Genomic DNA, 24,453 nt, shown 5'->3' with positions numbered 1-24,453 from the left:
CGTGACCCGGCCCGATATCCGAAACGCATCGTTCCTGTGGAGAGACAGAATGAAAATGCCCGTTTTAGGAAGTACGCAGCCCGCCATCACGAATCGTCCGCTCGACATGCTGGCCACCGATACGGCCGCCGTGCGCGCCATCGCCCAGGCGGCCGTCAGCGTGGAACTGTTCACCATTCCCCTGTACATGGCCACCATGTATTCGATCCAGGGCACGCACCAGATCAACTCGAAAGGCATCACGTATTACGAAGGCCGCCAGTGGCCGGGCATGGGCACCACGGCCCGCCCCGAGCTGGCCGAGCAGAAGGCCTTCAATATCATCTTCAGCGTCTTCATCCAGGAAATGCTGCACCTGCAGATGGCGGCCAACCTGGCCACGGCCATCGGCACGGCGCCATGCTTCACGGGCTCGGAGCTGCAATCGCAGGACCACGGCTGGACCTGTTACGGCGAGCACTGCACGGTGATCCCGCACATCGTCGACTTGCAGGACACGTCCGGCTACCGCCACGTGCGCGTCAACCTGGAAGAACTGAACGACAACCAGTGCGACCTGTTCCTCGCCATCGAGCAACCCGAGGCGCAGGCGCGCTTCCAGCTGGCCGAGTTCGACAAGCACAACCACACCAAGTATTTCCCGGAAGTGCCGCTGCCGGGCTGGACGCCGGGCAAGCACGTGCACGATCTGCCCCTGTTCGGCACCATCGGCTACCTGTACGAATGCTACGCGCGCTACATCAGCATCGAATACGCGGATGGCCAGACCCTGTGGCAAAAACTGTTCGTCAACGGTTCGGTGCAGCAGGACATGTTCAACAGCCAGGTCCAGGGCCATGCGCGGGCGGAATTTCCCCGTTTCGACACCTGCTTCGGACCGCAGGACCAGGATGGCGGCCAGACGGGCTCGTTCAACAAGGCCATCGACATGATGGCGGCCATCACGGACCAGGGCGAGGGCAGCGAAGCGGCCATCCAGCGCTACCGCCGCGACGCGGGCTTGCGGCTGATGGCCGTGCAGCCCGACTACCGCGAAGACCTGGCCGCCTTGCAGTGCGATTATCCCTCGTACACGAACAATGGCAAGGACGCCGAATCGCGCGATGCGCAGGCGCGCCACGACAGCGCCCCGTTCGACCACTACGAGCGCTTCGGCCAGGTCAAGTCCATGCTGCCCGTGAAGACCTGGGCAGGCTGGCACAGGGAAGGCCAGCGCTGGAGCGAGGCCATGCTGACCAACGAGCGCTACAATCCGGCCACCGCGCCGAAGAACATCCCCGCGCCGGCCACCGTGGCGGGCGCCCTGAACCGCCTGAAGGATACCAGCGGCACCCTAGGAATGCTGAGCACGGTGGCCACGGGCGCCATCTACGGCATCACTTCCGTGCTGGACCGGTACTGGCTGAACCAGCAACTGGACTTCCCGTACCCGTCGATGGTGGGCGCGGGCGACCGCATGGCCATCTGCTGGGCCGTGCTGGGCCAGGCGCCGAACCTGGCGACGGGCGTGCCGCTGGCCGACAAGGGCGTGCTGTACCACGCCTGCCAGGGCATGCACCTGGAGGGCGAAGCGTCGTCCACCTGCGCCGCGCTGGCCGTTTACCATACGTGCCGCGGCTCCAATGGCTGCCACGCCCAGGGCGGCTGCGGCTTTGCCCAGGCCGACACGGGCGGCTCGTCCTGCGGTCACTCGGTCAAGATCGCCGCGTCGCCGGGCACGCCGTGCTATGTGCCGCCACCGCCACCGGCGGACGATAAAGTCTACAGCGCGCCCAGCGACAACAAATGCGCGAGCTTCGGCGGCTGCGCCGTGCCGATTTCGGCCTCGCAGCTGTATCCGAACACCACGGGCAAGGAACCGCCCGAGCCCGCCACCATGACCCTGTACGATTTCGGCCCCGCGCCCGGGCACCGCAGCAAGCCGCTGGGCCAGAGCATGAGCTTTGCGCTGGGCGACAACGTCTACGACAAGGCCTGGGAAGCCTACGGCAAGGTGATGGCGGCGCGCGGCACGCCGGTGGGAGCGCCGCCGGCGCCCACCGACCTGCGCCTGGCCTTGCCGCCGTCGACCTGATGCGGGGCATCCTGCACGCGACGCGGCCGCGCCTGGGCCTGCCGAACCTGGGCCTGGGCGTGGGGCTGCGCCCGCCGCACTATGAGCACGTCCTGCGCCATGGGCCGCAGGTGGACTGGTTCGAGATCATCAGCGAGAATTTCATCGACAACCACGGCTACGCGCGCCACGTGCTCGAGCAGGTGGCGGCGCAGGTGCCCATCGTCATGCATGGCGTATCGCTGTCGATCGGCAGCAGCGATCCCCTGAGCCTGGCTTACCTGCGCAAGCTGCGCCAGCTGGCCGCCGAAATCCGGCCCGCGTGGATTTCCGATCACCTGTGCTGGACGGGCGCCGCCTCGCTCAACAGCCACGACCTGCTGCCGCTGCCGCTGGACGAAGCCAGCCTGCGCCACGTGGGCGCGCGCGTGCGGCAGGTGCAGGAATTCCTCGGCCGCCCCCTGATCCTGGAAAACCCCAGCACCTACGTGGAGTTTGCCCAGTCCAGCATGCCGGAATGGGAATTTCTGGGACGCCTGGCCGAGGACACGGGCTGCGGGCTATTGCTCGACGTCAATAATGTTCACGTCAGCGCGCATAACCACGGCTATGATGCGGCCGCGTATATCCGCCAACTGCCGCACGACCACATCGTGCAGATCCACCTGGCCGGGCCGACCGTCCGCGGCGCCATGCTGATCGATACCCACGATGCGCCCGTGCCGGCCGCCGTCTGGCGCCTGTACGCGCTGGCGCAGCAGCTGACGGGCGGCGTGTCGGCCCTGCTGGAATGGGATGCGGAGATTCCCCCGTATCCGCAACTGCTGGCCGAACTGGACAAGACGCGCGCGGCGGTGCGGGGGGACTTTGCGGACGCCGCGCCAGCCAGGGTTGCCGCCGCCGTCTCGACGCCGCCGGATTTGCACCTGGAGGCGGCCCATGCGCCGTAACGCCGCCGGGGACGCCAGCACACCGCTGGCACAATTGCAGGCATGGTTCCTGACGGCCATGACAACACCCGGCGGCGCCGTGCGCGGCGCGCAGCTGGCCAGCGAGCGCCACGGCCTGGCGCAGGAGCACGTGCTGAAACAGGCGCGGGGCGGGCCGGCGCCGCTGCATATCCACGCGGACGGCTACGTGCAGCGCCTGCTCGAATGCCTGCAGGCCGACTATCCCGTCTTGCGCAAGGTGATGGGCGACGAGCTGTTCGCCTTCTTTGCCCGCGCCTATGTCTGGCGCCACCCATCCGCTTCGCCCACCCTGTATGACCTGGGCGGCGGCTTCGCCGATTTTCTTGCCGCCAGCCAGCGTGGCGCGGGGGCACAGGGGGACGCCTTGCGCTTTGCCGTCGAGCTGGCGCAGCTGGAGCGGGCGCGCAGCGAGGCGGGCAGGGCGCCGGGGCTGGAAAAACGCCCGCCGCCCGTCTTGCCTTCCGGTCTTGATTTGCTATTGGGAAATGCGCCGGCCTGGCGCCTGGCGCCGTGCACGCGGCTGCTGGCACTATCGTTTCCACTGTGTACTTTCTGGCAACAGGCGCAGGCTGCGCCGGACGACGCCGTGCCGGCCCAGCCGGATGTCAGTCCCGCCTTTGTCGCCATTTCACGCATGCATTACCGGCTTGCCATGCAGGACTTGCAGCCGTGGCAATTTTACTGCCTGCAGGCGCTGGCCGGTGGCGCGCCGCTGGCGCAGTACGCGCGGCAGGCGGCGCAGTCCAGTGGCAGGGAGCCGGACGAGGTACTGGCCGACGCCATGCTGTGGCTGCCCATGGCGGCCGCGGCAGGGCTGGTCACCAGCGATGCATGAGCGGAAAGCGACGGACGCAAAAAAGGCCGATGAAAATCGGCCTCGATGACACTGCAGGAACAACTGCAAGTATTGCTTAACGGTAAAACGCTTCGACTTTGCCCTTGAGCTTGATTTGCAGCGGACGGCCGCGGCGGTCGAGCGACTTGGTGGAAGCGACCTTGATCCAGCGTTCGCTGATGCAATATTCTTCCACGTCAAGACGTTCCTTGTCGTTGAAGCGGATGCCGACGTCGTTCTCGAACACGGCTGCAACGTGATAAGGGCTGCTAGGGTCGATCGACAGGCGATCGGGCAATGGGGGTAAGGTGGTGGTATCGTTCATGGGCGTCATTATCGCCCAGAATGCGGTTCCAGACAACGGCCTTTCGCGTGCCGGCTATCGCGTGGGCGGCGGCTGTGGTGTTGCACCGTGCGGCATTCCCGTCGGGTCGGCCAGCTGGATGACCGTGCCGTGCTGCCATGCATCGGCCCCGGCAATGATGGCGGGCGCGGCGATATCGGCTCGCTGGCGGCGTTTTTCGGCGGAATCGATGCGGAAGCGGCGGTCGCGCGCGGCCACCATGGCGGCATCGGTCTGGCCATCGGCGGTAAACCCCATCATCAGCTGCGGCACGCCCAGCGGCAGAGTCTCGTGCACGTCCGTGTGCCAGGTATGCCAGGTCTTGCCATACGTGGCGACGAGTTTTTGCATCAAGGCTTTTTCCGCCACGGCGGGAATGCCGGGCGCGATCAGCTGGCCTGATTTGACTTCATGCACATGGCTGTGCCACAACGTTTTTTCCTCTGCCGGCAAACCCTGGTACAGCCTGGCGCTGACGATGTACTCGACGCCCATCAGCTTGGCATCCTTGACATTGCCGTCGTAGATCACGCACTGGATCAGTTCTTCATTGACGATGGCGCAATAGTGGTGCGCTTCCATCTGGCCGCGCAGGTTGCCGTTGTAGAAATGAAAGCCGTCGAGATAGGCGTTCAGCGCCGCTATCGGCGGCCGCGCTTGCAAGGCATCGGCGCCAGCGTCCAGCATGCGCGTGGAAACCCCGGCCGGCGCGCCGGGAGCTTCCACGTTCGATGCCGTATTCCTGGCGCCGCAGGCGGCAAGGCCCAAGCCCAGCCCTGCGCACAGCATGGCTGTCAGCGCTTTCATGTCGACAAGCCGCGTCCAGCCATGCCTGCGGGATCAGGATTTGTCGTCATTCTTGTGGCTTTGACGTCCCGCTTCCACGTGCTGCTCATGCGTGCCGCCGCGCGTGCCGGTGCCGGAACCCGATTGCTGCGAGCCCGACTGCTTGTCGCCGTCATTCTTGTGGCTTTGGCGGCCCGCCTCGACATGCTGCTCGTGCGTGCCGCCCTGGGTGCCGCCCGACGATTGACGGCTGCCGGACTGTTTATCCGACTGCTGGCTGCCCGATTGCTGTTTGTCCGATTGGCTGCCCGATTTGTCGTTGCTGTTCGAAGTCATGATCGTGTCCCCTATGGTTGGTTTGCGTAATCATCCGGTTCAGCATTGGCTGCACCGTTGAGACCATTCTCGCTGCCTGCGTCGGGCTTAACCATAGGGACACGACTTGTCGCCACGTAGGAAAACTCCGTGGTGGATGACAACCATTTCTACATTGCTATTTACAAATGCCGCGTTTCCTGCGGCGGTGTGTCCCACTCGTCATGCCGGCCATCGACAAAGGTGACGGGCACTTGCGCCAGCTCGGCGGCCGATGCGTCGTCGAGGCAGTTGATGCCGATGCCGACGAAGGGACCGCTGCGGGGAGAATCGCCGTGGCCGAACGGGCGCACGCCGCAATGGCGGCAAAAGTAGTGGCGTTCGCGGCGCGCGCCGAAACGGTACTCGCTCAAGTCCGCTTCACCGGCCAGCAGGCGAAAATCCGCAGGCGGCACCAGGCTGGCCCAGCAGCGGATTTTCAGGCAGTAGGAACAGTTGCAGCGCAGGCTGGGGGCCGCCAGGTCGATTTCGGCGGCGAAGCGCACGGCGCCGCAGTGGCAACTGCCATGGTAGGTCTTTTTCATGCAAGCCACTTTACAGGGGGGCCGTGCTGTCATGCAACTGCTGGAATGACAACGGCAGCCTGCCACCACTATAATGTCGCCTTGTTCAGCCAGGGAGACCTTCATGGAGACAGCAATGAGCGGCAGCCTGCGGCAGCTGGCATACGCGCAGGCCGCCGCTTTCGTGCAGACGCTGGACGGGCGCGATCCTGTTGCGCTGCAACGCGACTGGGGCCTGTCGCCGGCCGTGGCCGATGAGCTCATCGAGATGCTCGACAGCTATTTCGCGGCGGACCAGGTGCTGTCCCTGGCGCCATTGGCGCAAGCCTGCGTGCCCGGCAAGGCCGGCCGTCCCACCGTTGACGTGTATGCCACCGATGCCGGGCCGCTGGGCCTGGAATGCCTGTTGCTGGCCGACGGCAAGCCGGGCGAAGCGGTCTTGCACCTGGAAATGTCCGGCCACGATGGCGCGCTGCGCCTCCATTACCGCTACATTGGATCCTGAGAACCATATGACCACACCGATCAGCGAAGCACAGCAGCGCATCTGCGACAAATTCCGCTTGCCGGCTCAGGCGTCCGAGCCCATGGTGGCCCTGGCCATCGGCAGCCTGGACCAATCGCCCATCTACGGCACGCGCATCGAACTGCCGGAAAACGGCACCATCAGCTGGTTCATCCACTGCGGCGAACACGACGATGCGCTGGACTTTTACCAGCCCCTGCATGCGGAACACCTGCACGAGATGCTGCCGCAGGTGCTCGATTACCTGGCCTTGCCCAGCGGCACCAGGTTCATTCTCGACCGGGAAGGGTACGAGGACGTATGGGTGGAAGAGTAAGTTTCTGATTGGCAAGATTGTCGTTGACGTTGACAAATAGGTATGGGATGCTGCGGTTCCGTTTTCTCTAGTCGAAAGCCGCATCGTGAAGCCACGCCTCTCCTCCGTCCTGCTCGTCATGGCGTTTGCCGCCGTTCCCGCCAGCCAGTCGCAGGCGTCCCCCGCGGAACGCGATATTGCCGCCTTCGTGCGCAGCGAAATGCAGGAGCGCCAGATTCCTGGGCTGCAACTGGCCGTGATACAGCAGGGCAAGGTTGTGCTGAAGCGCAACTTCGGCCTGGCCAGCCTGCAATACCAGGTGCCCGTGACGGATGCCAGCCTGTTTTCCATCAATTCGGCAACGAAAGCGTTTACGGGCGTGGCCGTGATGCAACTGGTGCAGGAGGGCAAGATCGACCTGGCCGCACCCATCGGCCAGTACCTGTCGGGGCTGCCTGTCGCGTGGCAAGCCGTGTCGGTGACGCAATTGCTCAACCATAGCTCGGGCTTGCCCGACGTGCTGGACCCGCGCAGCGGCAAGCTCGTGGGTCCTCAGCCGGACGACGCCGACGCCGCGTGGAAAGCCGTGCAGGCGCTGCCCGTGGAAGCCCCGCCAGGCCTGCGCTACCGCTACAACCAGACCAATTACGTGTTGCTGGCGCAATTGATCGAGCGCCAGGGCGGCCAGCCCTTTGTCTCTTTCATCCGGCACCGGCAATTCGACGTGGCCGGCATGCCGCACAGCGGCTTTGGCGACGCGAAGGACGTGGTCGTCAACAAGGCCAGTTCCTACGTGCTGGACCGGGACGGCAAGGGCTACCGCAACGTGATCGAGGATTTTCCCGTGTTCATGCGCGCCGGGGCCGGCATCAACAGCAACGCGGGTGAGCTGGCCAACTGGCTCGTCGCGCTGCAGTCGGGACGCTTGCTGGCGCCCGCCAGCGTGGAACGGCTGTGGCAGCCGACCAGCTTGAATGACGGCAAGCCGGCGCCGTGGGCGCTGGGCTGGCCCACCATCGGCCGCGCTGGCCACCGCGCCGTGGCCGGCATCGGCGGCGGCCGCTCGGCCTTTTATGTGTATCCCAACGATGGCCTGGCCGTCATTATTCTCAGCAACCTGGCCGGCGGCCAGCCGGAACAGCTGATCGATACCGTTGCCGGTTTTTATCTTCCGGCATTGCGCGAGCAGCGGGGCGGTGCGTATGCCGCGCACTTGCTGCGCAACAAGGCGGCCAGCGCCGGTTTCGACGGGCTGGATACGAAACTGGCCGCCATCCGGCGCCAGCACGGCTTGCCGGACCCTGCGGAAGACGACTTGAACGCCTGGGGCTACCGCCTGCTGGGCCGGCAGCAGCCGAAACAGGCCGTGGCCGTTTTCCAGCTGGGCGTGCAGCTGTACCCGCAAGGGGCGAATGGCCACGACAGCCTGGCCGAAGCGTACGAGGCGGACGGCGCCAAGGACCTGGCCGCCACGCATTACCGCCGTTCGCTGGAACTGGACCCGGGCAATACGCACGCCGTGGCCCGCTTGCGCGCGCTGGGCGCCGACTAGGCGGCAGCCTTGCCGTGTTCCGCGCCGTGCATGGCCAGGTAGGCGGTCAGGTTGTCATCGGCAATGCCCAGGGCGCGCAAGACTTCTCTGGTGAAGGTGACGGGCGCCGTGCCGGGTGCCGTGATGACGCCCCGGTCGGCCACGGCCCACGGCACGTCCTGGTACAGGGCCGCGCCCGCATAGCCGGTTGCCGTCAGGTTCTCGGCGGAATTGGAGGTGTGGCGCACGGTGTCAAGCACGCCCGCCTGCGCCAGCACGCGCGTGCCGTCGCAAATGCCGGCCAGCACCACGCCCTTGTCGCGGGCCGCGCGCAGCAGCGGGCCCAGGTCGGGCGCCTTGCCGCTTTGCCAGAAGCTGCCGCCGCACACCATCAGCAAGTCGAGTTCATCGAGATTGACCTCTTCCAGCGCCAGTTGCGGCGTGACCAGCATGCCGCCGGACGAGGTGACGGGCGCGCCGCCCGGCGTGGCGAACTGCGTGTAAAAGCCGTAGTACAGGCGCGCCGTGGAATTGAGCAGGGCGGTTTCCCAGTCGGCAAAGTTCTCGGTCAGAATGGTGATGGCACGTGTCATGAAAATTCCTGTCGCGGGTGGTGATATCGATAGTACAGGCTGGCTAGCCTGCGGGTGCCGAAATCATAATAAAAAGCACTGACAGTTTCTGTCAGTAGCGCGTGGAAACGATGGTACAAGTTGCAACGGACTGCGCTACAATCGCTGGCCCGTCCACGCGGGCACCTTCCTGTTCAATGCCTATTACTTGTCGCCTCCATGCTGATTCTGTGTTGCCGTGTCCTGCTCAGCATTGCTGGCCTGCTGCTTTTCTTCCTCTTCGATCAGTTAAGCGCGAACGAATGCCTGAAATTGGGCGTCTTGCTGGCGGCCTTCCTGCTGGGCGTGGGCGGCGTGCTGCAGGCGTGGCGTGGCAGGTCCAGCGCCCGTGCGATTACCGTGCTGCTGCGCGTCGTCGTGCCCGTGTTTTATCTCGACGCGGCCATCAAGGGCTTTTTGCGTGGCTATTTTGGCATGCGGCCCAATCCCAATGCTGTTTTGCAAGCCATGTTTGCGACAGATCAAGCCGAAACGGGCGAGTTTTTCCTGCACAACAGCGTCGCCCTGGCGCAATCGGCCGGCGGCTTCCTGCTCGTGACGGCGGCGGTACTGCTGGCCGACCGCCAGTTGCAGCGCTGGCAAGCGGCGCGCGACGTTGCCGCACCTGGCCTGGCGCAACAATGCTTTGCCGCCGGCATGGCGATCCTGCTCGTGCTGTTGCACGTCAACACCACGATGCGGCGCGAAAATCCGGTCCTGTTCTGGCCGCTGCGCTACCAGCAGTACAGCGCGCAGCTCGACGCCATGAAATCGATGCAGCACGCGCTGACGGCGGCCATGGCCGCGCCGCGCGACTGGAACGTGCGCTATGCGGGCGAGGATGCCCGCACCGTCATCCTCGTGATCGGCGAGAGCACGAACCGCGCCTCGATGTCGCTGTATGGCTACCCGCGCGCGACCACGCCCCGGCTCGACGCCATGCGCTCGAAGCTGCTGGTCTTCAATGACGTGATTTCGCCGGCCGCCAGCACCGTGGAATCGATGATGACGATGCTCACGCCCGCCGATATCGGCAACCCGGACGCGTGGATGGCCAAGCCGAATCTGCTGATGCTGGCCGAGGCGGCCGGCTACAAGACCTTCTGGGTGTCGAACCAGACGCGCAACGACGGCTGGATCGGGCTGCTGGCGGGCGAGGCCGATGAAAGCGACTTCATCAACTATGGCACTGGCCGCGGCGAAAACAATTTTGACGGCAACCTGTTCCAGCCGTTCGCCCACGCGCTGCGCGACGCAGCGCCAAAAAAGCTCATCGTCGTGCACTTGCTGGGCGCGCATCCCAGCTATGACATGCGCTATCCCCGCCGCTTCGCCCATTTCGACCGGGCGCACGACGCCGTCAGCGCACAGATGGAGCGCCAGGGCAGGTCGAGCTGGATACGCAACCAGCGCGACGAGTACGACAACGCCATCCGCTATGGCGATTACGTGCTGGGCACGCTGATCGGCATGGCGGAAAAGGCCAAGACGGACCGCGCCGCCTCCTTGCTGTTCGTGTCCGACCATGGACAGGAAGTGGGCTACAGCCGCAATCATGCGGGTCATTCGGCGTCGGACAAGAGCGGCTATGAAATTCCCATGCTGATCTGGGACAACCGGCAAGCGCCGCAATCGGCGGGCGCGCGCGCCGCGCTGGAAAGCCGGCCCTACCAGACGGACAAGCTCGACGCGACCGTGCTGGGCTTGCTGAAGATCGAAACGCGCTATTACGCCGCGCATGACGATATCCTCAGCAGCGCCTTTACGCCCGTGCAACGCTTCATGAATGGCTTGCAGTACCAGCGCGGCCACCAATGAGGCAATGAAGAAGGCCCGGCGCCGCCGCGGTGTGCGGCGGGGCCGGGCCCCTGTATTTGCTACGGATTTACCGCGGATTACTTCTCGGCGAACGCGCGCTCGACAACGAAGTCGCCAGGCGTCGAGGTATTGCCTTCCTTGAAGCCGCGCGCTTCCAGCATTTCCTTCAGGTCGCGCAGCATGTCCGAGCTGCCGCAGATCATCACGCGGTCTTCGGCCGGGTTCAGCGCCGGCACGCCCAGGTCTTCGGCCAGCTTGCCGTTCTCGATCAGTTCCGTGATGCGGCCCATGTTGCGGAAGTCTTCGCGCGTCACGGTCGGGTAGTAGCGCAGCTTGTCGCTGACCATTTCGCCCAGGAATTCATGCTTGGGCAGATGCTCTTCCAGCAAGTCGTGGTAAGCCAGTTCATCGACCTGGCGCACGCCGTGCACGAGGATCAGCTGGTCGAAACGCTCGTAGATGTCCGGATCGCGCACGATGCTGAGGAAAGGCGCCAGGCCCGTGCCCGTCGACAACATGTACAGGCGCTTGCCTGGCAGCAGGTAGTCGGAGACCAGGGTGCCCGTCGGCTTGCGGCCGACGATCACGGTGTCGCCCACTTGCAAGTGCTGCAAACGCGACGTCAATGGACCGCCCGGCACCTTGATGCTGAAAAATTCCAGGTGGTCTTCGTAATTGGCGCTGGCGATACTGTAGGCGCGCAGCAATGGCTTGCCATCGACGCGCAGGCCGATCATGGTGAAATGGCCATTCGAGAAACGCAGCGACGGGTCGCGCGTGGTGGTAAAGGAGAACAGGGTATCCGTCCAGTGGTGCACGCTTAAAACGCGCTCTTCATTCATCGAACTCATAGTATGTGTTGGCTGGTCAAAAAAATGGTTAGTTGCTGGCAACTGCTGGCAAAAGTGAAACCCTGTGTAGGCCCAGACGCTATTGTACTGGCCTGCGCACGAAATTGTTACCGTCTATCGCCGCCATTGCTGCCGCACGCGGTGCCGACATTATAGTGCGAATGGCAAGGCAGGGCTGGAATTGGCCCGGAAACGGGCGCTGGACATGCGGACTCTTGACCTGGCTCAGTTTTTCAGGGCACCGCGTCAGGGCACGCCGGCGCGGCCGTGGCGGCGCCCCGGAAGCGCCGGCGCAGGGCCGCATTGGCCGGGTCGGAGACGTAGCGGGCCACGAGGGCGGCCGCCAGCGCCGTCGCGGCAAGGAACAGCGCCAGCCACGGCAGCCGTTCCTCGTAGCCCAGGCCCGCCTTGTCGACCACATTGCGCATGCCGGCCAGCACGATGATATGGAACAAATACAGCTCATAGCTGTGCCGTCCCAGCCACTGCAGCGGGCCGGAGCGGCCCCGGTCTGCCGCCGGGCTCGCCGTGGCGCCCGCGATGAAGGCGGCGCCGGCCACGGCGATCCACGTAAAACCGAACACCTCGTGGCCGCCGATGCCGCGCAGGTACAGGGCCGCCAGGGCCAGGCCCGCTGTCCAGCGCAAGAATCGCCCGGCCCGCGCGCCCGGTTGCCAGTGCTGGGTCAGCAGGGCCGTCAGGCAGCCGATGGCGATGGCGTCGAAACAGGCAAGGTAGCCGTACATGAAGTAAATCTCGTTGTCCGCATGCAGGCTGCGGTACAAGGGCCCGGCCACGATGGCGGCGCCGCACAGCAGCATGATCCGGTGGCGCTGGCGCAGGACGCGACAGGACAAGGGCAGCAGCAGATAGAACATTTCCTCGACGGACAGCGACCAGTACACGTTCAGGCAGTAATTGAAATAGCCGGCGCTTTGCATCAGCACGTTATGCCAGAAGGTCAGCACGGAGGCGATGGCGATGACGAAATAGCTGGCGGGCAAATCCTTGCCGCCGTCCGAGTTGGCAAAGAAGGGTACGTCGAGCACGCCCAGCAGCACGATGATGGACAAGGCCAGCAACAGCGCGGGCAATAGACGGGCGATGCGGTAGACATAGAACGCCGCCAGGTCGATGCGCACCAGGTCGCCCCAGCGCCGCAGCGAGGTCGAGGTGATCAAATAGCCGGAAATGACGAAAAACATGGTCACGCCGTAATTACCCTGGTAGGCGGCTTTCAGTAGCCAAGTCGGCAGAACGCCGAGCGGGCTGTTCTTCAAGCCGTAGGCCAGCGCGAAGTGCAGCACCAGCACGCACAGGATGGCGGCGCCGCGCAGGGCGTCGATGTGATTGTTGCGGCTATGCAATGGCATCCTCGTGGGGGGCGGCAGGAAGGGCGATTATGTGAGAGATGCCGCGCGCAGGTCAACGATTTTGCAATTGACTGGAAAGGCGCGCCGAATGGATCAGGGGAAAGGCAGTCTTGCGTGTATGATATTGCCGAACAGAATTGTTGGGCATCTGTCATCTTGCGGGCGCGCTTCTTGTGCCCGCCGGCCCATGAATCTGCGTGCACGATTCCTGCCGCCAGGATGCCCGACCCACAGCGAAAGGTCATAAAGATGTATAAAACAGTGCGCGACTTGTTCCTGCATTTCAAGGAAGCCGTCCCATTCCGCCTCGTCCCCGCCCTGATCTGCACCGCCTTGCTGGTGAGCATGCTCTTGCTGCCGGCGCCGGACGGCTTGACGCCCAAGGCCTGGGGCCTGGTGGCGATTTTCCTCACCACGATTCTGGCGATCATCCTGAAAGTCATGCCGATCGGCGTGATGGCCATGATGGCCATCGTTATCGTGTCCTTGTCGCAAGTGACGTCGACCTCGTCCAAGGGCGCCATCACGGATGCCCTCAGCAGTTTTTCGAATCCCCTGATCTGGCTGATCGTCGTGGCGATCCTGATTTCGCGCGGCCTGAAAAAGACGGGGCTGGGCAGCCGCATCGGCCTGCTGTTCATTTCCTTGCTGGGCAAGCGCACCATGGGCATCGGCTATGGCCTGGCGATTTGCGAACTGGTGCTGGCGCCATTTACGCCCAGTAACACGGCGCGCGGCGGCGGCATCGTCCACCCCGTCATGAAATCGATCGCCAACGCCTTCGATTCGGACCCGGCCAAGGGCACGGAAAAGAAGGTCGGCACCTATCTGGCCCTCGTCAACTACCACGCCAACCCGATCACCTCGGCCATGTTCTTGACGGCCACGGCGCCCAACCCGCTGGTGGTCGACTTCGTGGCCAAGGCCAGCGGCCAGAGTTTCCACCTGACGTGGACCACCTGGGCCCTGTGCATGCTGCTGCCGGGCCTGGTCTGCCTGCTGGTGATGCCCCTGATTATTTATTGGCTGTCGCCGCCGGAACTCAAGGCCACGCCCGACGCCGTCACCTACGCCAAGGCGGAGCTGAAAGGCATGGGCCCGCTGTCGCCGTCGGAAAAAGTCATGCTGGGCACCTTCGCCCTGTTGCTGTTGTTGTGGGCCAACGTGCCCGCCATGCTGTTCGGTCCCGCGTTTTCGCTCGATGCGACGGTAGTCGCCTTTGTCGGCTTGTTCGTGCTGATCATTACCGGCACCATCGACTGGGATGACGTGCTGTCGGAAAAGAGCGCCTGGGATACGTTGGTGTGGTTCGGCGCGCTCGTCATGATGGCCGAGCAGCTGAACAAGACGGGCGTGATCGCCTGGTTCTCGGCCGGCATGAAGGCGGCCATCGTCGCCAGCGGCATGGACTGGCTGCCGATTGCAGGCGTGCTCGTGCTGGTGTTCGTCTTCTCGCATTATTTCTTTGCCAGCACGACGGCCCACATCAGCGCCATGCTGCTGGCCTTCCTGACCGTGGGCCTGCACCTGATCCCGGCCGAATACCACGTGCCCTTCATGCTGATGATGACGGCCGGCTCGGCCATCATGATGACGCTGACGCACTACGCGACGGGCACTTCGCCCATCATCTTCGGCAGCGGCTTCGTGACGATGGGCAACTGGTGGCGCGTCGGCTTTATCATGTGCGTGGTGGAACTGCTGATCTTTGCCGTCGTCGGCACGACATGGTGGAAGGTGCTCGGCTACTGGTAATGCCAGCGGCCAGCTGCCCCGTCACGGCAGCTGGCCGCGCACGACGTGCAGCAGATATTCGCGCGCCGCGCCCCTTTCCATGCCTTTTTCCATCAGCAGCGGCAACAGGCGTTCAAACAGCTGGCGCCGCTGCAGCGATGCCTCGGAGGTGTCGCGCCGGTCCGAAAAGAAATCCATCAGGGTCGAGCCGCACAGGCAATTGCGGTAGACCTCGACGATGGCCACGTTGTTGTCATCGAAGCTCTGTTTCAGCCCCGAGACGTTCTGGCGCATCGATTGCGTCTGCAAAATGAACTCGTCCGCCGTGGCGAATTCGCGCCCGCAGCATGCGCAATGCTTGGGGAAGGCGGCTTCGGCCAGGGCCCGCAGGCCTTCGAAGAACAGCTGGTCCGGCATGATGGCTCCTGGTGGCGCGCCTAGGCGGCGCGGTTGCCGATCTCGATACCATGCGGACCGAGTGGAGGCCGCTGCACACCCGATTCGAAGCGCACGAAGGCTTCGCGCAAATGCTCCTTCAGCAAGGTTTCATCCCAGGGCTTGGTGATGAACTTGTACACCGAGCCTTCATTGATGGCCGCCGTGACCGAATGCAGTTCGGGGTAGCCGGACAGCATCACGCGCACGATCTCGGGATAGATGCCCTTGATGCGGCGCAAGAGTTCGTTGCCGGACATGCCCGGCATGCGCGCATCCGTGAGAATCACGCCCACGGCATGGGCGGCCACCAGTTCCAGCGCTTCCTGCGGCTGGCTGGTGCTCAGTATCTGGTAACCCTCCTTGCGCAGCGAACGGCGCAGGGAGGACAGGATGTGCTCCTCGTCGTCCACCAGCAGCAGCACGCGCTGCGGCGTTTCGGCATGGCAGCTGTCGGGCGGCAAATGGGTGCCGGCATGCAACATCAGATCCATCTCGGCGCCGGGCAGCGGGCGGCTGAAATAATAGCCCTGCATGGCGTCGCAATGGTTGGTATTGAGAAACCCCAATTGTCCTTCCGTTTCCACGCCCTCGGCCACCGTCGTCATGTGCAGCGACTTGGCCATGGCGATGATGGAGCGGGTCAGCGACGCGCCATCCACGCTGTCCGTCACGTCGCGGATGAACGATTGATCGATCTTGACGACGTCGATGGGGAACTGCTTGAGGTAGGACAGGCTGAAATAGCCGGTGCCGAAGTCGTCCAGCGACAGGGTGACGCCGATTTCCTTCAATTCTTCCAGCGCCTTCACCACGAGGTCGCGGTTTTGCATCAGTACGCTTTCCGTCAGCTCCAGCTCCAGGCAGTGGGCCGGCACGCCGCTCTCGGCCAGCACTTCGCGCACCAGTGCCGGCATGTCGACCTGGCGGAACTGGCGCGCCGACACGTTGACGGCCATCGTCAGGTGCGTAAAGCCGTAGGCATGCCAGACGCCCAGTTGCGCGCACGCCGTGCGCAGCACCCATTCGCCGATGGGCACGATCATGCCCGTTTCCTCGGCCAGGGGAATGAAGCGGTCCGGCGGCACCAGGCCGATGCCGTCGCGGCGCCAGCGCAGCAGCGCTTCCATGCCATAGATCTTGCCGCTGGTGAGGTCGACCTTGGGCTGGTAGTGCAATTCCAGCTCGCCCAGCGCCAGCGCCTGGTGCAGCGCATGTTCGATTTCGGCCCGTTCTTCCACCAGCACGCCCATCTTGTGGTTGTAAAACTGGTAGCCGTTGCGGCCCTTGTCCTTGGCGCTGTAGAGGGCCGCGTCGGCCGTCTTGAGCAGCATGTCGCCGCTGTCGCCGTCGGATGGAAACACGCTGGCGCCGATGCTGGTGCTGACGTGCAAGGTATGTTCGCCCAGCACGAAGGGTTCGGCGAACACCGCCAGCACTTTTTGCACGATCTGTTCGGCCGTCACAATGTCGGGCAAGTCCGTCAGCAGGATGACGAACTCGTCGCCGCCCTGGCGGGCCACGGTGTCGCCCTCGCGCACGGCCAGCTTCAGCCTGCGGGCCACTTCCTGCAGCAGCGCATCGCCCACGGGGTGGCCATAGCTGTCGTTGACGAACTTGAAGCGGTCGAGGTCCATCATCAGGGTGGCCAGGTGCAAGCGGGTGCGGCGGGCATGGGCGATGGCCTGGCCGATGCGGTCGTTCAGCAATTGGCGGTTAGGCAAGTCCGTCAGCGCGTCGTGGTTGGCCAGGTATTCGATGCGCAATTCCTGCAGCTTGCGGTCCGTGATGTCTTGCACGGTACCGCGCATCAAGCGCACTTCGCGGCCTTCGCGCACGGCTTCGGCCTGGTGAAAAACGATGTATTCGCCGCCGTCCGGCCGCACTACCTTGTGCTCGAGACCGTAGCTGGTGCCGTTCGCATGCAATTCCATGAAGGCGTCGAGCAGCAGGGGCCGCTGGTCTTCGGGCAGGCACTGCAGCAGGCGGTCGAAGCTGGTGGGGCCGGCATCGGCGTCCAGGCCCAGGATGCGCAACAGTTCCGGCGACCAGTAGCCGTCGCCGCCGGCGGCCCGGTATTCCCAGTTGCCGAGGCGGGCCAGCGTTTGCGCGTGGTTCAGGCTTTCCTGGATGCGGCTCAATTCCGTCAGCGCGCTGCTGGCCCGCAGCAGGTAGCGCAGCCGGTGCGCCAGCAGCCGCCACTGCATCGGTTTGGAAATGAAGTCGCTGGCGCCCGCTTCCAGCGCCTGCTTGATGGAATCGTCGTCGTCGTTGCCAGTCAGCACGACGATGGGCACGTGCGCGCCGCCCGGCAGCCGGCGCAGCTGCTGGCAGCATTCGAAGCCGCTCATGCCGGGCATGGCGACGTCGAGCAGGATCAGGTCGGGCACGCCGCGCTGGAAGGCGGCCAGCGCTTCCAGGCCGCTGGCCGCTTCCTCGATGCGGAAGCCTTCCGGTTCCAGCGCTTCCGTCACGAGGATGCGCGTCATGGTGTCGTCATCGACCACCAGGACCAGTGCTTGCGGGGGCAGTGCGGTATTCATATGGCTTCCTTCTCAATGGCCAGGGCGGCGAGGACACGGTCGAGCTCTTGCTGGATGCCGCGGATATGGTTGAGTGCGCTGCCGACGTCATTGCCGCGCGCATATTGTTCGATTTCACGGCAGGTGGCCGACAAGCCCAGCGCGCCCACGTTGGCGCAGCTGGACTTGAGCGTGTGCGCCGCCAGCTGCAGGGCCGCGGCATCGCTGGCCTCGGCGGCCACTTCCAGCTGGCCCAGCAGGCGCGGGGCGTCGCTGTAGAACAGGTCGATGATGCGGCCCAGCACGTCGGGACGGCCGGGACGCCGCATGGCGCGCAGGTTTTGCAGGGCGGCCGCGTCAAGGATGGCGGCCGTTTCCGCCGGCGCCGGCGTTTCTGCCATCGCCGCCGTTTCCACTTTGGCCGGCGCTGAAGACGACGGGCGCCAGCGGGCCAGCACGTCCAGCAGGGCGGCGCGCGTGTACGGCTTGGCCAGATAGTCGTCCATGCCCGCGTCCAGGCACAGCTCGCGGTCGCCGAGGATGGCATTGGCCGTCAGGGCGATGACGGGCGTGCGGCCGCGGCCTTGCTCCGTTTCCATGCGGCGCAAGCGCCGGGTCGCCTCGAAGCCGTCCATTTCCGGCATCTGGCAATCCATCAGGATCACGTCGAACGGCTGCTGTTGCCACAGGGCCAGCGCGCGCCGTCCATTGTCGGCCGGCGTCGCTTCGTAGCCGCTGTCCTCCAGCATGGCCAGCGCGATTTCCTGGTTGATCGCGTTGTCTTCCACCAGCAGCATGCGCAGCGGGACCTGGCCTGCGGCCGCGGTGTCCGCTGGAGCGGGCAGGGCAGGCATGGCGGCACTCGTGGGCGCCAGGGTGCCGAAGCCGCCGATGGCTTCGATGCAGTGGCGCAGTTCCAGCGCCCGCACGGGCTTGGTCAGGCAGTATTCCACGCCCAGCGCCGTCAGCTGGCGCAGATCGGCCGAGGCGTCCAGCGAGTTGAGCATGATGATTTTCAGGGCCGCCATCCCGGGGTCGGCCTTGATCGCGCGCACCAGCTCGGCGCCATCCATGACGGGCATGCGCATGTCGATGATGGCCAGGTCGAACGGGTGCCCGCTGCGCAGCGCGCCTTGCAGCAGGCCCAGCGCCTGGGCGCCGTCGGCCGCGCTGGCGGCGGCCATCTGCCACTCGATCGCATGCTGCAGCAGGATGGTGCGGTTGGTGGCGTGGTCGTCGACGATCAGCACGTTCAAGGCGCCCAGCGACACGCGCGGCGGCGGTGCCGGCGGCGCATCCCCGGGCGCCACGCTGCCCACGGCGACGGTGACGGCGAAGCTGGAACCCTGGCCCGCCACGGATTTCAGCACAATATTGCCGCCCATCATTTCCGCCAGTTGCTTGATGATGGCCAGGCCCAGTCCCGTGCCGCCGTATTTGCGCGAGGTGGTGCTGTCGGCCTGGCGGAAGGGCTGGAAGACGGCCGCCGCCGCTTCCGGCGCCATGCCGATGCCCGTGTCGCTCACTTCCAGGCGGACCTGTCCGGCAGCGGGGCAGCTGACATCGACGGAAATTTCACCGCGTTCGGTGAATTTGGTGGCGTTGTTGAGCAGGTTGGTGAGGATCTGGCGCAGGCGCACGGGGTCGCCGCGCACGTGCTGCGGCACGTCGGAATCGATGCGGCAGGTAAATTCGATGGCCTTGCGCTGGATGCCGTTGGCAAACAGCGCCACCACGTCATCGATCACCTGGCGCAAGTCGAAGGGAATCTGTTCGAGTACCAGCTTGCCCGCCTCGATCTTGGAAAAGTCGAGGATGTCGTCGATGATGCTGAGCAGGCTTTCGCCCGAGCGGTGCACCGTGTGCACGAAACGCTGCTGCTTGGGACTCAGTTCCGTGCGCTGCAGCAGCTCCGTCATGCCCAGCACGCCATTCATGGGGGTACGGATCTCGTGGCTCATCTTGGCCAGGAATTCCGATTTCGCCCGGTTGGCGGCGTCCGCCTCGGCCTTGGCCTGCTTGAGCGCCAGGTCGCGCTGTTCGACGTGTTCGAGCATGCCGTTGAAGCCCTTGATCAATTGCCCCAGCTCATCGCTGCCATGCTGCGCCACGCGCACGGACAGCGCCTTGCCGTCGCGGATATGGGCAATCGCGTGCGACAGGCGCGCCAGCGGCCTGGCGATGGACGCGCTGATCAGCCCCGTGATGGCCACGCAGGCCAGCAGCAACACCAGCGCGATGCCGAGGATCAGCACGAAGGCATGCCGCACGCCATTGCGCACGGTGGCCACCGCATCCTGCTGCTGCGCCGTGATGCGCGCCACTTGCTGCGCGGAATAGGCGGCCTGTTCGCGCTCGAAAGTGCGCACGTGGCCGATCACCTCGTCGAGCGCCGCCTGGCTGTCCAGCACCTTGCCCTTGGCCTGCACCAGCCGCTGTCCTGACCGTTCCACCGCATCCAGGTACGTGTTGACGCTGCGCGTTTCGGCCAGCAAGCCCAGTTGGCCTATGCTTTGCAGCAAGGTCTGCATGGCGCCCATGTCGCGGTGCAGGGCGCTGATGCGTTGCGCGATATCGTCGCCCAGGCGCTGGACGTCGCCGGTGGCCGTGGCAAGCATGACTTCGCCCACGTCGATGCTGATGGCGTCGACGGCAAGGTTGATTTCGCCGCTGGCATCCTCGATGCGGGACGAGGTGCGCATGTAGCGGTTCGCCTCCGCCAGCCGGTCGCGTCCGATGGCCAGCTGCAATTCGATGGGATCGAGTTCCTCGGCCAGGCGCAGGAGGGTGGCGGCCAGGGTGGTGCTGACTTGTTCCTTGAGCGCCGCATAGTGCGCCTGCTGCGCCGCGCTGGCGCCGCCTTCGGCCAGCAGTCCGGCGCGCAAGGCCAGCAAGCCGGCGGCGGGATCGAGCATCTGCTGCGCCGTGGCCAGCAGTGTCGACCGCAACGCCTGCTGGCCAGCGCTGATGTCGCGCTCGCCACTGCCCGCCAGATGGGCAACGGCCGCCGCCAAGCGCTCGCGCAAGGGGGCGATGCGGAAACGGTTTTTCACGGCCTCCGTTTCCGCCAGCGAAATCTGCATGTCGAGTATGCTCTTGCGCAAGTCCGTCAGGTAGCGGGAATTCTGGTTCAGGTGCTGGCTTTGCAGCTGCACTTCGGCTGCCGTGGCCTGGGCCTGGCTATCGACCAGGCGGATCTTGCCGCGCGCGTCCTTGGCGGCGGCCTTGATCTGATCGAGTACCTGGCGCATCTCCGTCGCCTGCGCCTTGTAGTAGGCCTCGTTTTCCAGGCGCTTGCGCACGGCGACGCGCATGCGCTGGAATTCCTGCTCGAAGGCCGCGTGATAGCGGGGCGTTCGCGACTCGCCGTGGCCTTGCAATTGCTCGCTGATGCTTTCGGCGGTCTGGATATTGGCGACGATCTTGTTCGATACCTGCTCGAGCTGCGCCAGGTCTTCCGCCTTGCCCAGCTCGAAGAAATCCGACGCCATGTCCTGCACGGTATAGCGCAGTCGCAGCACGTCCGTGTACAGCGGCACGGTACGGTCGGTCAAGCCGTGCACGTGGGTTTCGATGCCTTTCACCAGCAGCAGGCTGGCCGCCGCCATGACCGCCACGCCGGCCAGCAGGACGGTGGTACTGATGATCAGCTTGCTCCTGATTTTCATGCCGGGCTCCAGGGCGGGCTGGAAAACTGGGCGCGCATCATTTCGCGCCTGGCCCCGGGTCGGCCGGTACGATCTTGCCGTCCGCGATGCGGGTCAGGAAAACGGCCGTCGATGCCTGGTGGTTGTCGGGCCGCAGCGTCACGTGCATGCCGCCCAGGTCGCGCCGGTCGAACGTTTCAAAACTCCGGATCAGCCGCTCGCGCGTGAGGTCGGTGCCTGTCTGGCGCAGCGCCGCCACCATCAGGGTGGCCGAGATGCAGCCTTCGAAACTGACGAAAGACAGCCTGGCCGCCGGCACATGTTTGGCCAGCAGCGCGGCGCAGTCGGCGGCGATGGGCAGCGCGCGGTCTTCCGGCAGGGGCACCACCTGCGAAATGACGATGTTGTTGCCTTCCGTGCCCAGCAGTTGCAGCAGGCTGTCCGTGCCGACAAAGGACACGGTGGACAGGGCCGCCTTCAGTCCGGCCTGGCCCGCTTCGCGCACGAACGCCGCCACCGGGGTGTAGGGACCGGCCATGATGACCGCTTGCAGGTCGTGCCCGATCAGGGCCGCCAGTCCCGCCTTGACGGCCGTGGTGCCGCGCTGGAACGAGCCCTTGGCGACGAGTTCCATGCCGCGCCGTTGCAGGGCCTGCACGGTGCCGTCGAGCACGGCATTGCCGAAACCGTCGTCCTGGTACAGGACGCCAAAGCGCTTGACGCCCCGGCTGGCGAAATATTGCACCAGAGCATCGGACTCATCGTCATAGCTGGCGCGGAAATTGATGATTTCATGCACCACGGGACGGCGCAAGGTCATCGCGCCCGTAAACGCGCCCACCAGCGGCACCTTCATTTCCTGGACGATCGGTATGACGGCGTTGGTGGTGGGCGTGCCCACGTTGCCGAACAGGGCGAACACCTGTTTTTCCTCGACCAGCCTGAGCGTTTCGCTGATGGCCCGGTCCGGATCGTAGCCGTCGTCGGCGACCACCAGTTCGATGCTGCGGCCATGGATGCCGCCGCGCAGGTTCGCTTCCTGGAACACGGCCGTCGCGCCGTCGAGCATGGCCTTCCCCAGCCCAGACGCCGCCCCAGTCTGGGCATTGACCATGCCCAGACGGATGTGCGTATCGGTGACGCCCGGTTCGACGGCATGAACCACGCCGGCCGCGAGGATGATAGTCAGCCAGCAGCATTCCGGGAAAAAGCGCATGAGCTACCTTTGTTCAGGTTGACCGATATCAAGAGGTATAGGGTTGACAACGAGTATGGAGCAAATTGCCAACGCAAAACTCACACATAGTCACAGCGCGGAAAGCAGGCCGGATACGCCTCAAGACACGGGCAGTTGCACCACAACCTTGCCCCGCGCGCGGCCCTGCGCCAGGTAGTCCAGCGCCTGTTTCGCCTCAGCAAAGGGAAACACCCCGTCGATGACGGGACGGATGGTGCCCGCTTCGAGCAAGGCGGCGATCCGCGCCAGCTGGCCGCCGTCGGGGCGCACGAAGTGGAAGGCATAGCTGGCGCCGCGCCGCTGCGCCAGGCCGATGATCTTGCGGCTGAGCAGACCAAACACCAGTTTCAGCACCACGTTCATGCCGCGCGCGCGGGCAAAGGCGGCGTCGGGCGGGCCGATCAGCGAGACGACGTGGCTGCCCGGCTTGACAATCTGCAGGGCCTTTTCCAGCCCGTCGCCGCGCACCGTGCCCAGCACGGCGTCGTAATCGCGCAGCAGGTCCTCGAACGGCTGTTTCTTGTAGTCGATGACCTCGTCGGCGCCAAGGCCGCGCACCAGTTCCACGTTCGCCGTGCTGGTGGTCGTGCCCACGCGGGCGCCCAGGTACTTTGCCAGCTGGATGGCAAACGTGCCGATGCCGCCGGAACCGGCCGGGATGAACACTTTCTGGCCCGGCTTCAGCTGCATGCGTTCGTGCATCGCTTGCCACGCCGTCAGGCCCACCATGGGGATCGACGCCGCCTGCACGAAATCGAGGTTGGCCGGTTTGAGGGCGGCCGCCTGTTCCGGCACGATGGCAAATTCGGCCAGGCTGCCATGGGGCGTATCGAAAATGCTCGCATACACGGCGTCGCCCACTCTAAAACGCGTGACGCCGCCGCCCACGGCCACGACCACGCCGGCCAGGTCGCTGCCCAGGGTGGCCGGCAAGCGCGTTTTCAAGATCGGCTTGAAGTCGCCCTTGGGGATCAGGTTGTCGATGGGGTTCAGGCCCACGGCGTGCACCCGCACCAGCAATTCGCCGGGGCCGGGCGTGGGGCGGGGCAGTTCCACAAACGCCGCGTGATCGAGGCCGCCGTATTTTTTAAGTTGCAAAGCTTGCATGATGTTCTTTCTGAAGGCTGAAAAAGGCGCAGGAGATCAAGCCAGGCGCAGGTCCTTGCGCAAGCCGGCGTCCATCAGCGCGGCGGGCATGAAACGGCGCATCAGGCGCAAGCGCGCCGCCAGCGGCCCGGCCGTGTAGCGCAATTTCGGCTGGCTTGCCTGCGCCGCCGCCAATATGGCGTCGGCCACGATGGCCGGCTCATCGGCGCCGGCCATCAGCGTTTGCAAGCGGCTGGTGACGGCCGCGCTCACTTGCCGGTAGGCGGACAGCGGGGTATCGGGCGCCAGCAAATTGGCTTCGAACGTGGTCTTCGTGTAGGCCGGTTCGATGACGCTGGCGCGGATGCCCCAGCCACGCACTTCATGGTCGAGCGATTCAGTGTAACCCTCGATCGCGTGCTTGGTGGCGGAATACAGCGCGCCGTAAGGCATGGGCAAAAAGCCCAGGACGGAACCGATATTGAGGATGCGCCCGCCTCCCTGCGCCCGCATGTGCGGCAGCACGGCCAGGGTCATGCGCAGCACGCCGTAGAAATTCGTGTCGAAGATGGCTTGCGCCTGCGCCACGCTGCTTTCCTCGGCGCCACCCGGCGCCACGCCGAAACCGGCGTTATTCACCAGCAGGTCGATGCGGCCTTCGCGCTGTATTACCTCCGCCACGGCGGCAGCGACGGACGCATCGCTGGTGACGTCGAGCGCCAGCATCGCATGGCCGGAGCCGGATGCTTGTGCGCCGCGGCGGCTGGTGCCGTACACCGTGTAGCCGGCCTGCGCCAGGCGCCGGGCCGTGGCCGCGCCGATGCCTGACGAGGTGCCGGTGACGAGGGCAATCTTCTTGTTTTTCATGACAGTTCCTTCAGTGGTTGACAGCGTTGGATACAAAGTATGACGATCATCATA

Annotated in this window: 21 protein-coding genes; 8 read left to right on the top strand and 13 right to left on the bottom strand. The window is 65.0% G+C overall.

Annotated elements, in window-relative coordinates:
* The first annotated feature begins 49 nt into the window (after window positions 1-49).
* Genes BLU39_RS00660 through BLU39_RS00650 form a run of 3 tightly spaced genes read left to right on the top strand, consistent with a single transcriptional unit; the run spans window position 50 to window position 3,859 of the window.
* Window positions 50-2,074, top strand: coding sequence for a ferritin-like domain-containing protein (locus BLU39_RS00660; protein WP_092708270.1), 2,025 nt, complete (start codon window positions 50-52; stop codon window positions 2,072-2,074).
* Entirely contained in the window at window positions 2,074-3,003 is a 930-nt protein-coding gene (locus tag BLU39_RS00655) for an MNIO family bufferin maturase (protein WP_092708267.1), read from the top strand. The genes BLU39_RS00660 and BLU39_RS00655 overlap by 1 nt, the downstream gene beginning before the upstream one ends.
* A complete protein-coding gene (locus BLU39_RS00650) occupies window positions 2,993-3,859 on the top strand; it encodes an HvfC/BufC N-terminal domain-containing protein (protein ID WP_092708264.1) in 867 nt (288 codons plus the stop codon). Before BLU39_RS00655 ends, BLU39_RS00650 begins: the two co-directional genes overlap by 11 nt.
* A gap of 76 nt (window positions 3,860-3,935) precedes the next feature.
* Here BLU39_RS00650 and BLU39_RS00645 read toward each other — a convergent pair whose 3' ends face one another.
* From BLU39_RS00645 to BLU39_RS00630, 4 genes are all read right to left on the bottom strand, one after another.
* Complete coding sequence (locus BLU39_RS00645) at window positions 3,936-4,184, bottom strand: DUF3297 family protein (RefSeq protein ID WP_010398340.1); 249 nt, start codon at window positions 4,182-4,184, stop codon at window positions 3,936-3,938.
* Window positions 4,185-4,238: 54 nt separating this feature from the next.
* On the bottom strand, window positions 4,239-5,009 hold the full coding sequence (locus BLU39_RS00640; RefSeq protein WP_092708261.1) for an OBAP family protein: 771 nt from the start codon (window positions 5,007-5,009) through the stop codon (window positions 4,239-4,241).
* Window positions 5,010-5,042: 33 nt separating this feature from the next.
* Window positions 5,043-5,324 (bottom strand): hypothetical protein, encoded by a 282-nt coding sequence (locus BLU39_RS00635; RefSeq protein WP_092708258.1) that lies wholly within the window; start codon window positions 5,322-5,324, stop codon window positions 5,043-5,045.
* Between the two features lie 161 nt (window positions 5,325-5,485).
* Window positions 5,486-5,887 carry a GFA family protein gene (locus tag BLU39_RS00630; RefSeq protein ID WP_092708255.1) on the bottom strand — a complete coding sequence of 134 codons (402 nt, stop codon included), beginning with the start codon at window positions 5,885-5,887 and terminating at the stop codon, window positions 5,486-5,488.
* A 103-nt stretch (window positions 5,888-5,990) separates the two neighbouring features.
* Here BLU39_RS00630 and BLU39_RS00625 point away from each other — a divergent pair, with 103 nt between their 5' ends.
* The 3 genes from BLU39_RS00625 to BLU39_RS00615 all read left to right on the top strand — a co-directional run bounded on the left by BLU39_RS00625 (window position 5,991) and on the right by BLU39_RS00615 (window position 8,239).
* Complete coding sequence (locus BLU39_RS00625) at window positions 5,991-6,371, top strand: hypothetical protein (RefSeq protein WP_139178086.1); 381 nt, start codon at window positions 5,991-5,993, stop codon at window positions 6,369-6,371.
* Between the two features lie 7 nt (window positions 6,372-6,378).
* Window positions 6,379-6,708 (top strand): immunity protein Imm33 domain-containing protein, encoded by a 330-nt coding sequence (locus BLU39_RS00620; protein ID WP_092708249.1) that lies wholly within the window; start codon window positions 6,379-6,381, stop codon window positions 6,706-6,708.
* An 85-nt stretch (window positions 6,709-6,793) separates the two neighbouring features.
* Window positions 6,794-8,239 carry a serine hydrolase domain-containing protein gene (locus BLU39_RS00615; protein WP_198511147.1) on the top strand — a complete coding sequence of 482 codons (1,446 nt, stop codon included), beginning with the start codon at window positions 6,794-6,796 and terminating at the stop codon, window positions 8,237-8,239.
* Here the strand turns inward: BLU39_RS00615 and BLU39_RS00610 are convergent.
* Window positions 8,236-8,811, bottom strand: coding sequence for a type 1 glutamine amidotransferase family protein (locus tag BLU39_RS00610; RefSeq protein ID WP_092708243.1), 576 nt, complete (start codon window positions 8,809-8,811; stop codon window positions 8,236-8,238). The two genes, BLU39_RS00615 and BLU39_RS00610, sit on opposite strands and share 4 nt — an antisense overlap.
* 198 nt (window positions 8,812-9,009) lie before the next feature.
* On the opposite strand from BLU39_RS00610, the gene BLU39_RS00605 reads away from it, so the two are divergent.
* Complete coding sequence (locus tag BLU39_RS00605) at window positions 9,010-10,647, top strand: phosphoethanolamine transferase (RefSeq protein ID WP_092708240.1); 1,638 nt, start codon at window positions 9,010-9,012, stop codon at window positions 10,645-10,647.
* A gap of 77 nt (window positions 10,648-10,724) precedes the next feature.
* Here BLU39_RS00605 and BLU39_RS00600 read toward each other — a convergent pair whose 3' ends face one another.
* Both BLU39_RS00600 and BLU39_RS00595 read right to left on the bottom strand, forming a co-directional pair.
* The gene (locus tag BLU39_RS00600; protein ID WP_034748152.1) at window positions 10,725-11,498 is read right to left on the bottom strand and encodes a ferredoxin--NADP reductase; all 774 of its coding nucleotides are present in this window, start codon (window positions 11,496-11,498) and stop codon (window positions 10,725-10,727) included.
* A 233-nt stretch (window positions 11,499-11,731) separates the two neighbouring features.
* A complete protein-coding gene (locus BLU39_RS00595) occupies window positions 11,732-12,871 on the bottom strand; it encodes an acyltransferase family protein (protein WP_092708237.1) in 1,140 nt (379 codons plus the stop codon).
* 249 nt (window positions 12,872-13,120) lie between these two features.
* On the opposite strand from BLU39_RS00595, the gene BLU39_RS00590 reads away from it, so the two are divergent.
* Entirely contained in the window at window positions 13,121-14,626 is a 1,506-nt protein-coding gene (locus BLU39_RS00590; protein WP_092708234.1) for an anion permease, read from the top strand.
* Between the two features lie 21 nt (window positions 14,627-14,647).
* Here the strand turns inward: BLU39_RS00590 and BLU39_RS00585 are convergent, their stop codons facing one another.
* From BLU39_RS00585 to BLU39_RS00560, 6 genes are all read right to left on the bottom strand, one after another.
* Window positions 14,648-15,022 carry a hypothetical protein gene (locus BLU39_RS00585; protein WP_092708231.1) on the bottom strand — a complete coding sequence of 125 codons (375 nt, stop codon included), beginning with the start codon at window positions 15,020-15,022 and terminating at the stop codon, window positions 14,648-14,650.
* Window positions 15,023-15,042: 20 nt separating this feature from the next.
* Window positions 15,043-17,583 (bottom strand): EAL domain-containing protein, encoded by a 2,541-nt coding sequence (locus tag BLU39_RS00580; RefSeq protein WP_092708228.1) that lies wholly within the window; start codon window positions 17,581-17,583, stop codon window positions 15,043-15,045.
* Complete coding sequence (locus BLU39_RS00575; protein ID WP_092708225.1) at window positions 17,580-21,230, bottom strand: response regulator; 3,651 nt, start codon at window positions 21,228-21,230, stop codon at window positions 17,580-17,582. Before BLU39_RS00575 ends, BLU39_RS00580 begins: the two co-directional genes overlap by 4 nt.
* Before the next feature lie 37 nt (window positions 21,231-21,267).
* Complete coding sequence (locus tag BLU39_RS00570) at window positions 21,268-22,425, bottom strand: ABC transporter substrate-binding protein (protein WP_092708222.1); 1,158 nt, start codon at window positions 22,423-22,425, stop codon at window positions 21,268-21,270.
* Window positions 22,426-22,545: 120 nt separating this feature from the next.
* On the bottom strand, window positions 22,546-23,553 hold the full coding sequence (locus tag BLU39_RS00565; protein ID WP_092708219.1) for an NADP-dependent oxidoreductase: 1,008 nt from the start codon (window positions 23,551-23,553) through the stop codon (window positions 22,546-22,548).
* Between the two features lie 36 nt (window positions 23,554-23,589).
* Window positions 23,590-24,399: an oxidoreductase gene (locus BLU39_RS00560; protein WP_092708216.1), complete on the bottom strand. Its 810-nt coding sequence runs from the start codon at window positions 24,397-24,399 to the stop codon at window positions 23,590-23,592.
* Window positions 24,400-24,453: the final 54 nt, after the last annotated feature.

This window comes from Janthinobacterium sp. OK676 (assembly GCF_900103595.1).
GTDB lineage: Bacteria > Pseudomonadota > Gammaproteobacteria > Burkholderiales > Burkholderiaceae_D > Janthinobacterium.
Note: the sequence above shows the minus strand (reverse complement) of the source record. Positions and strands in the feature narration are given on the sequence as shown.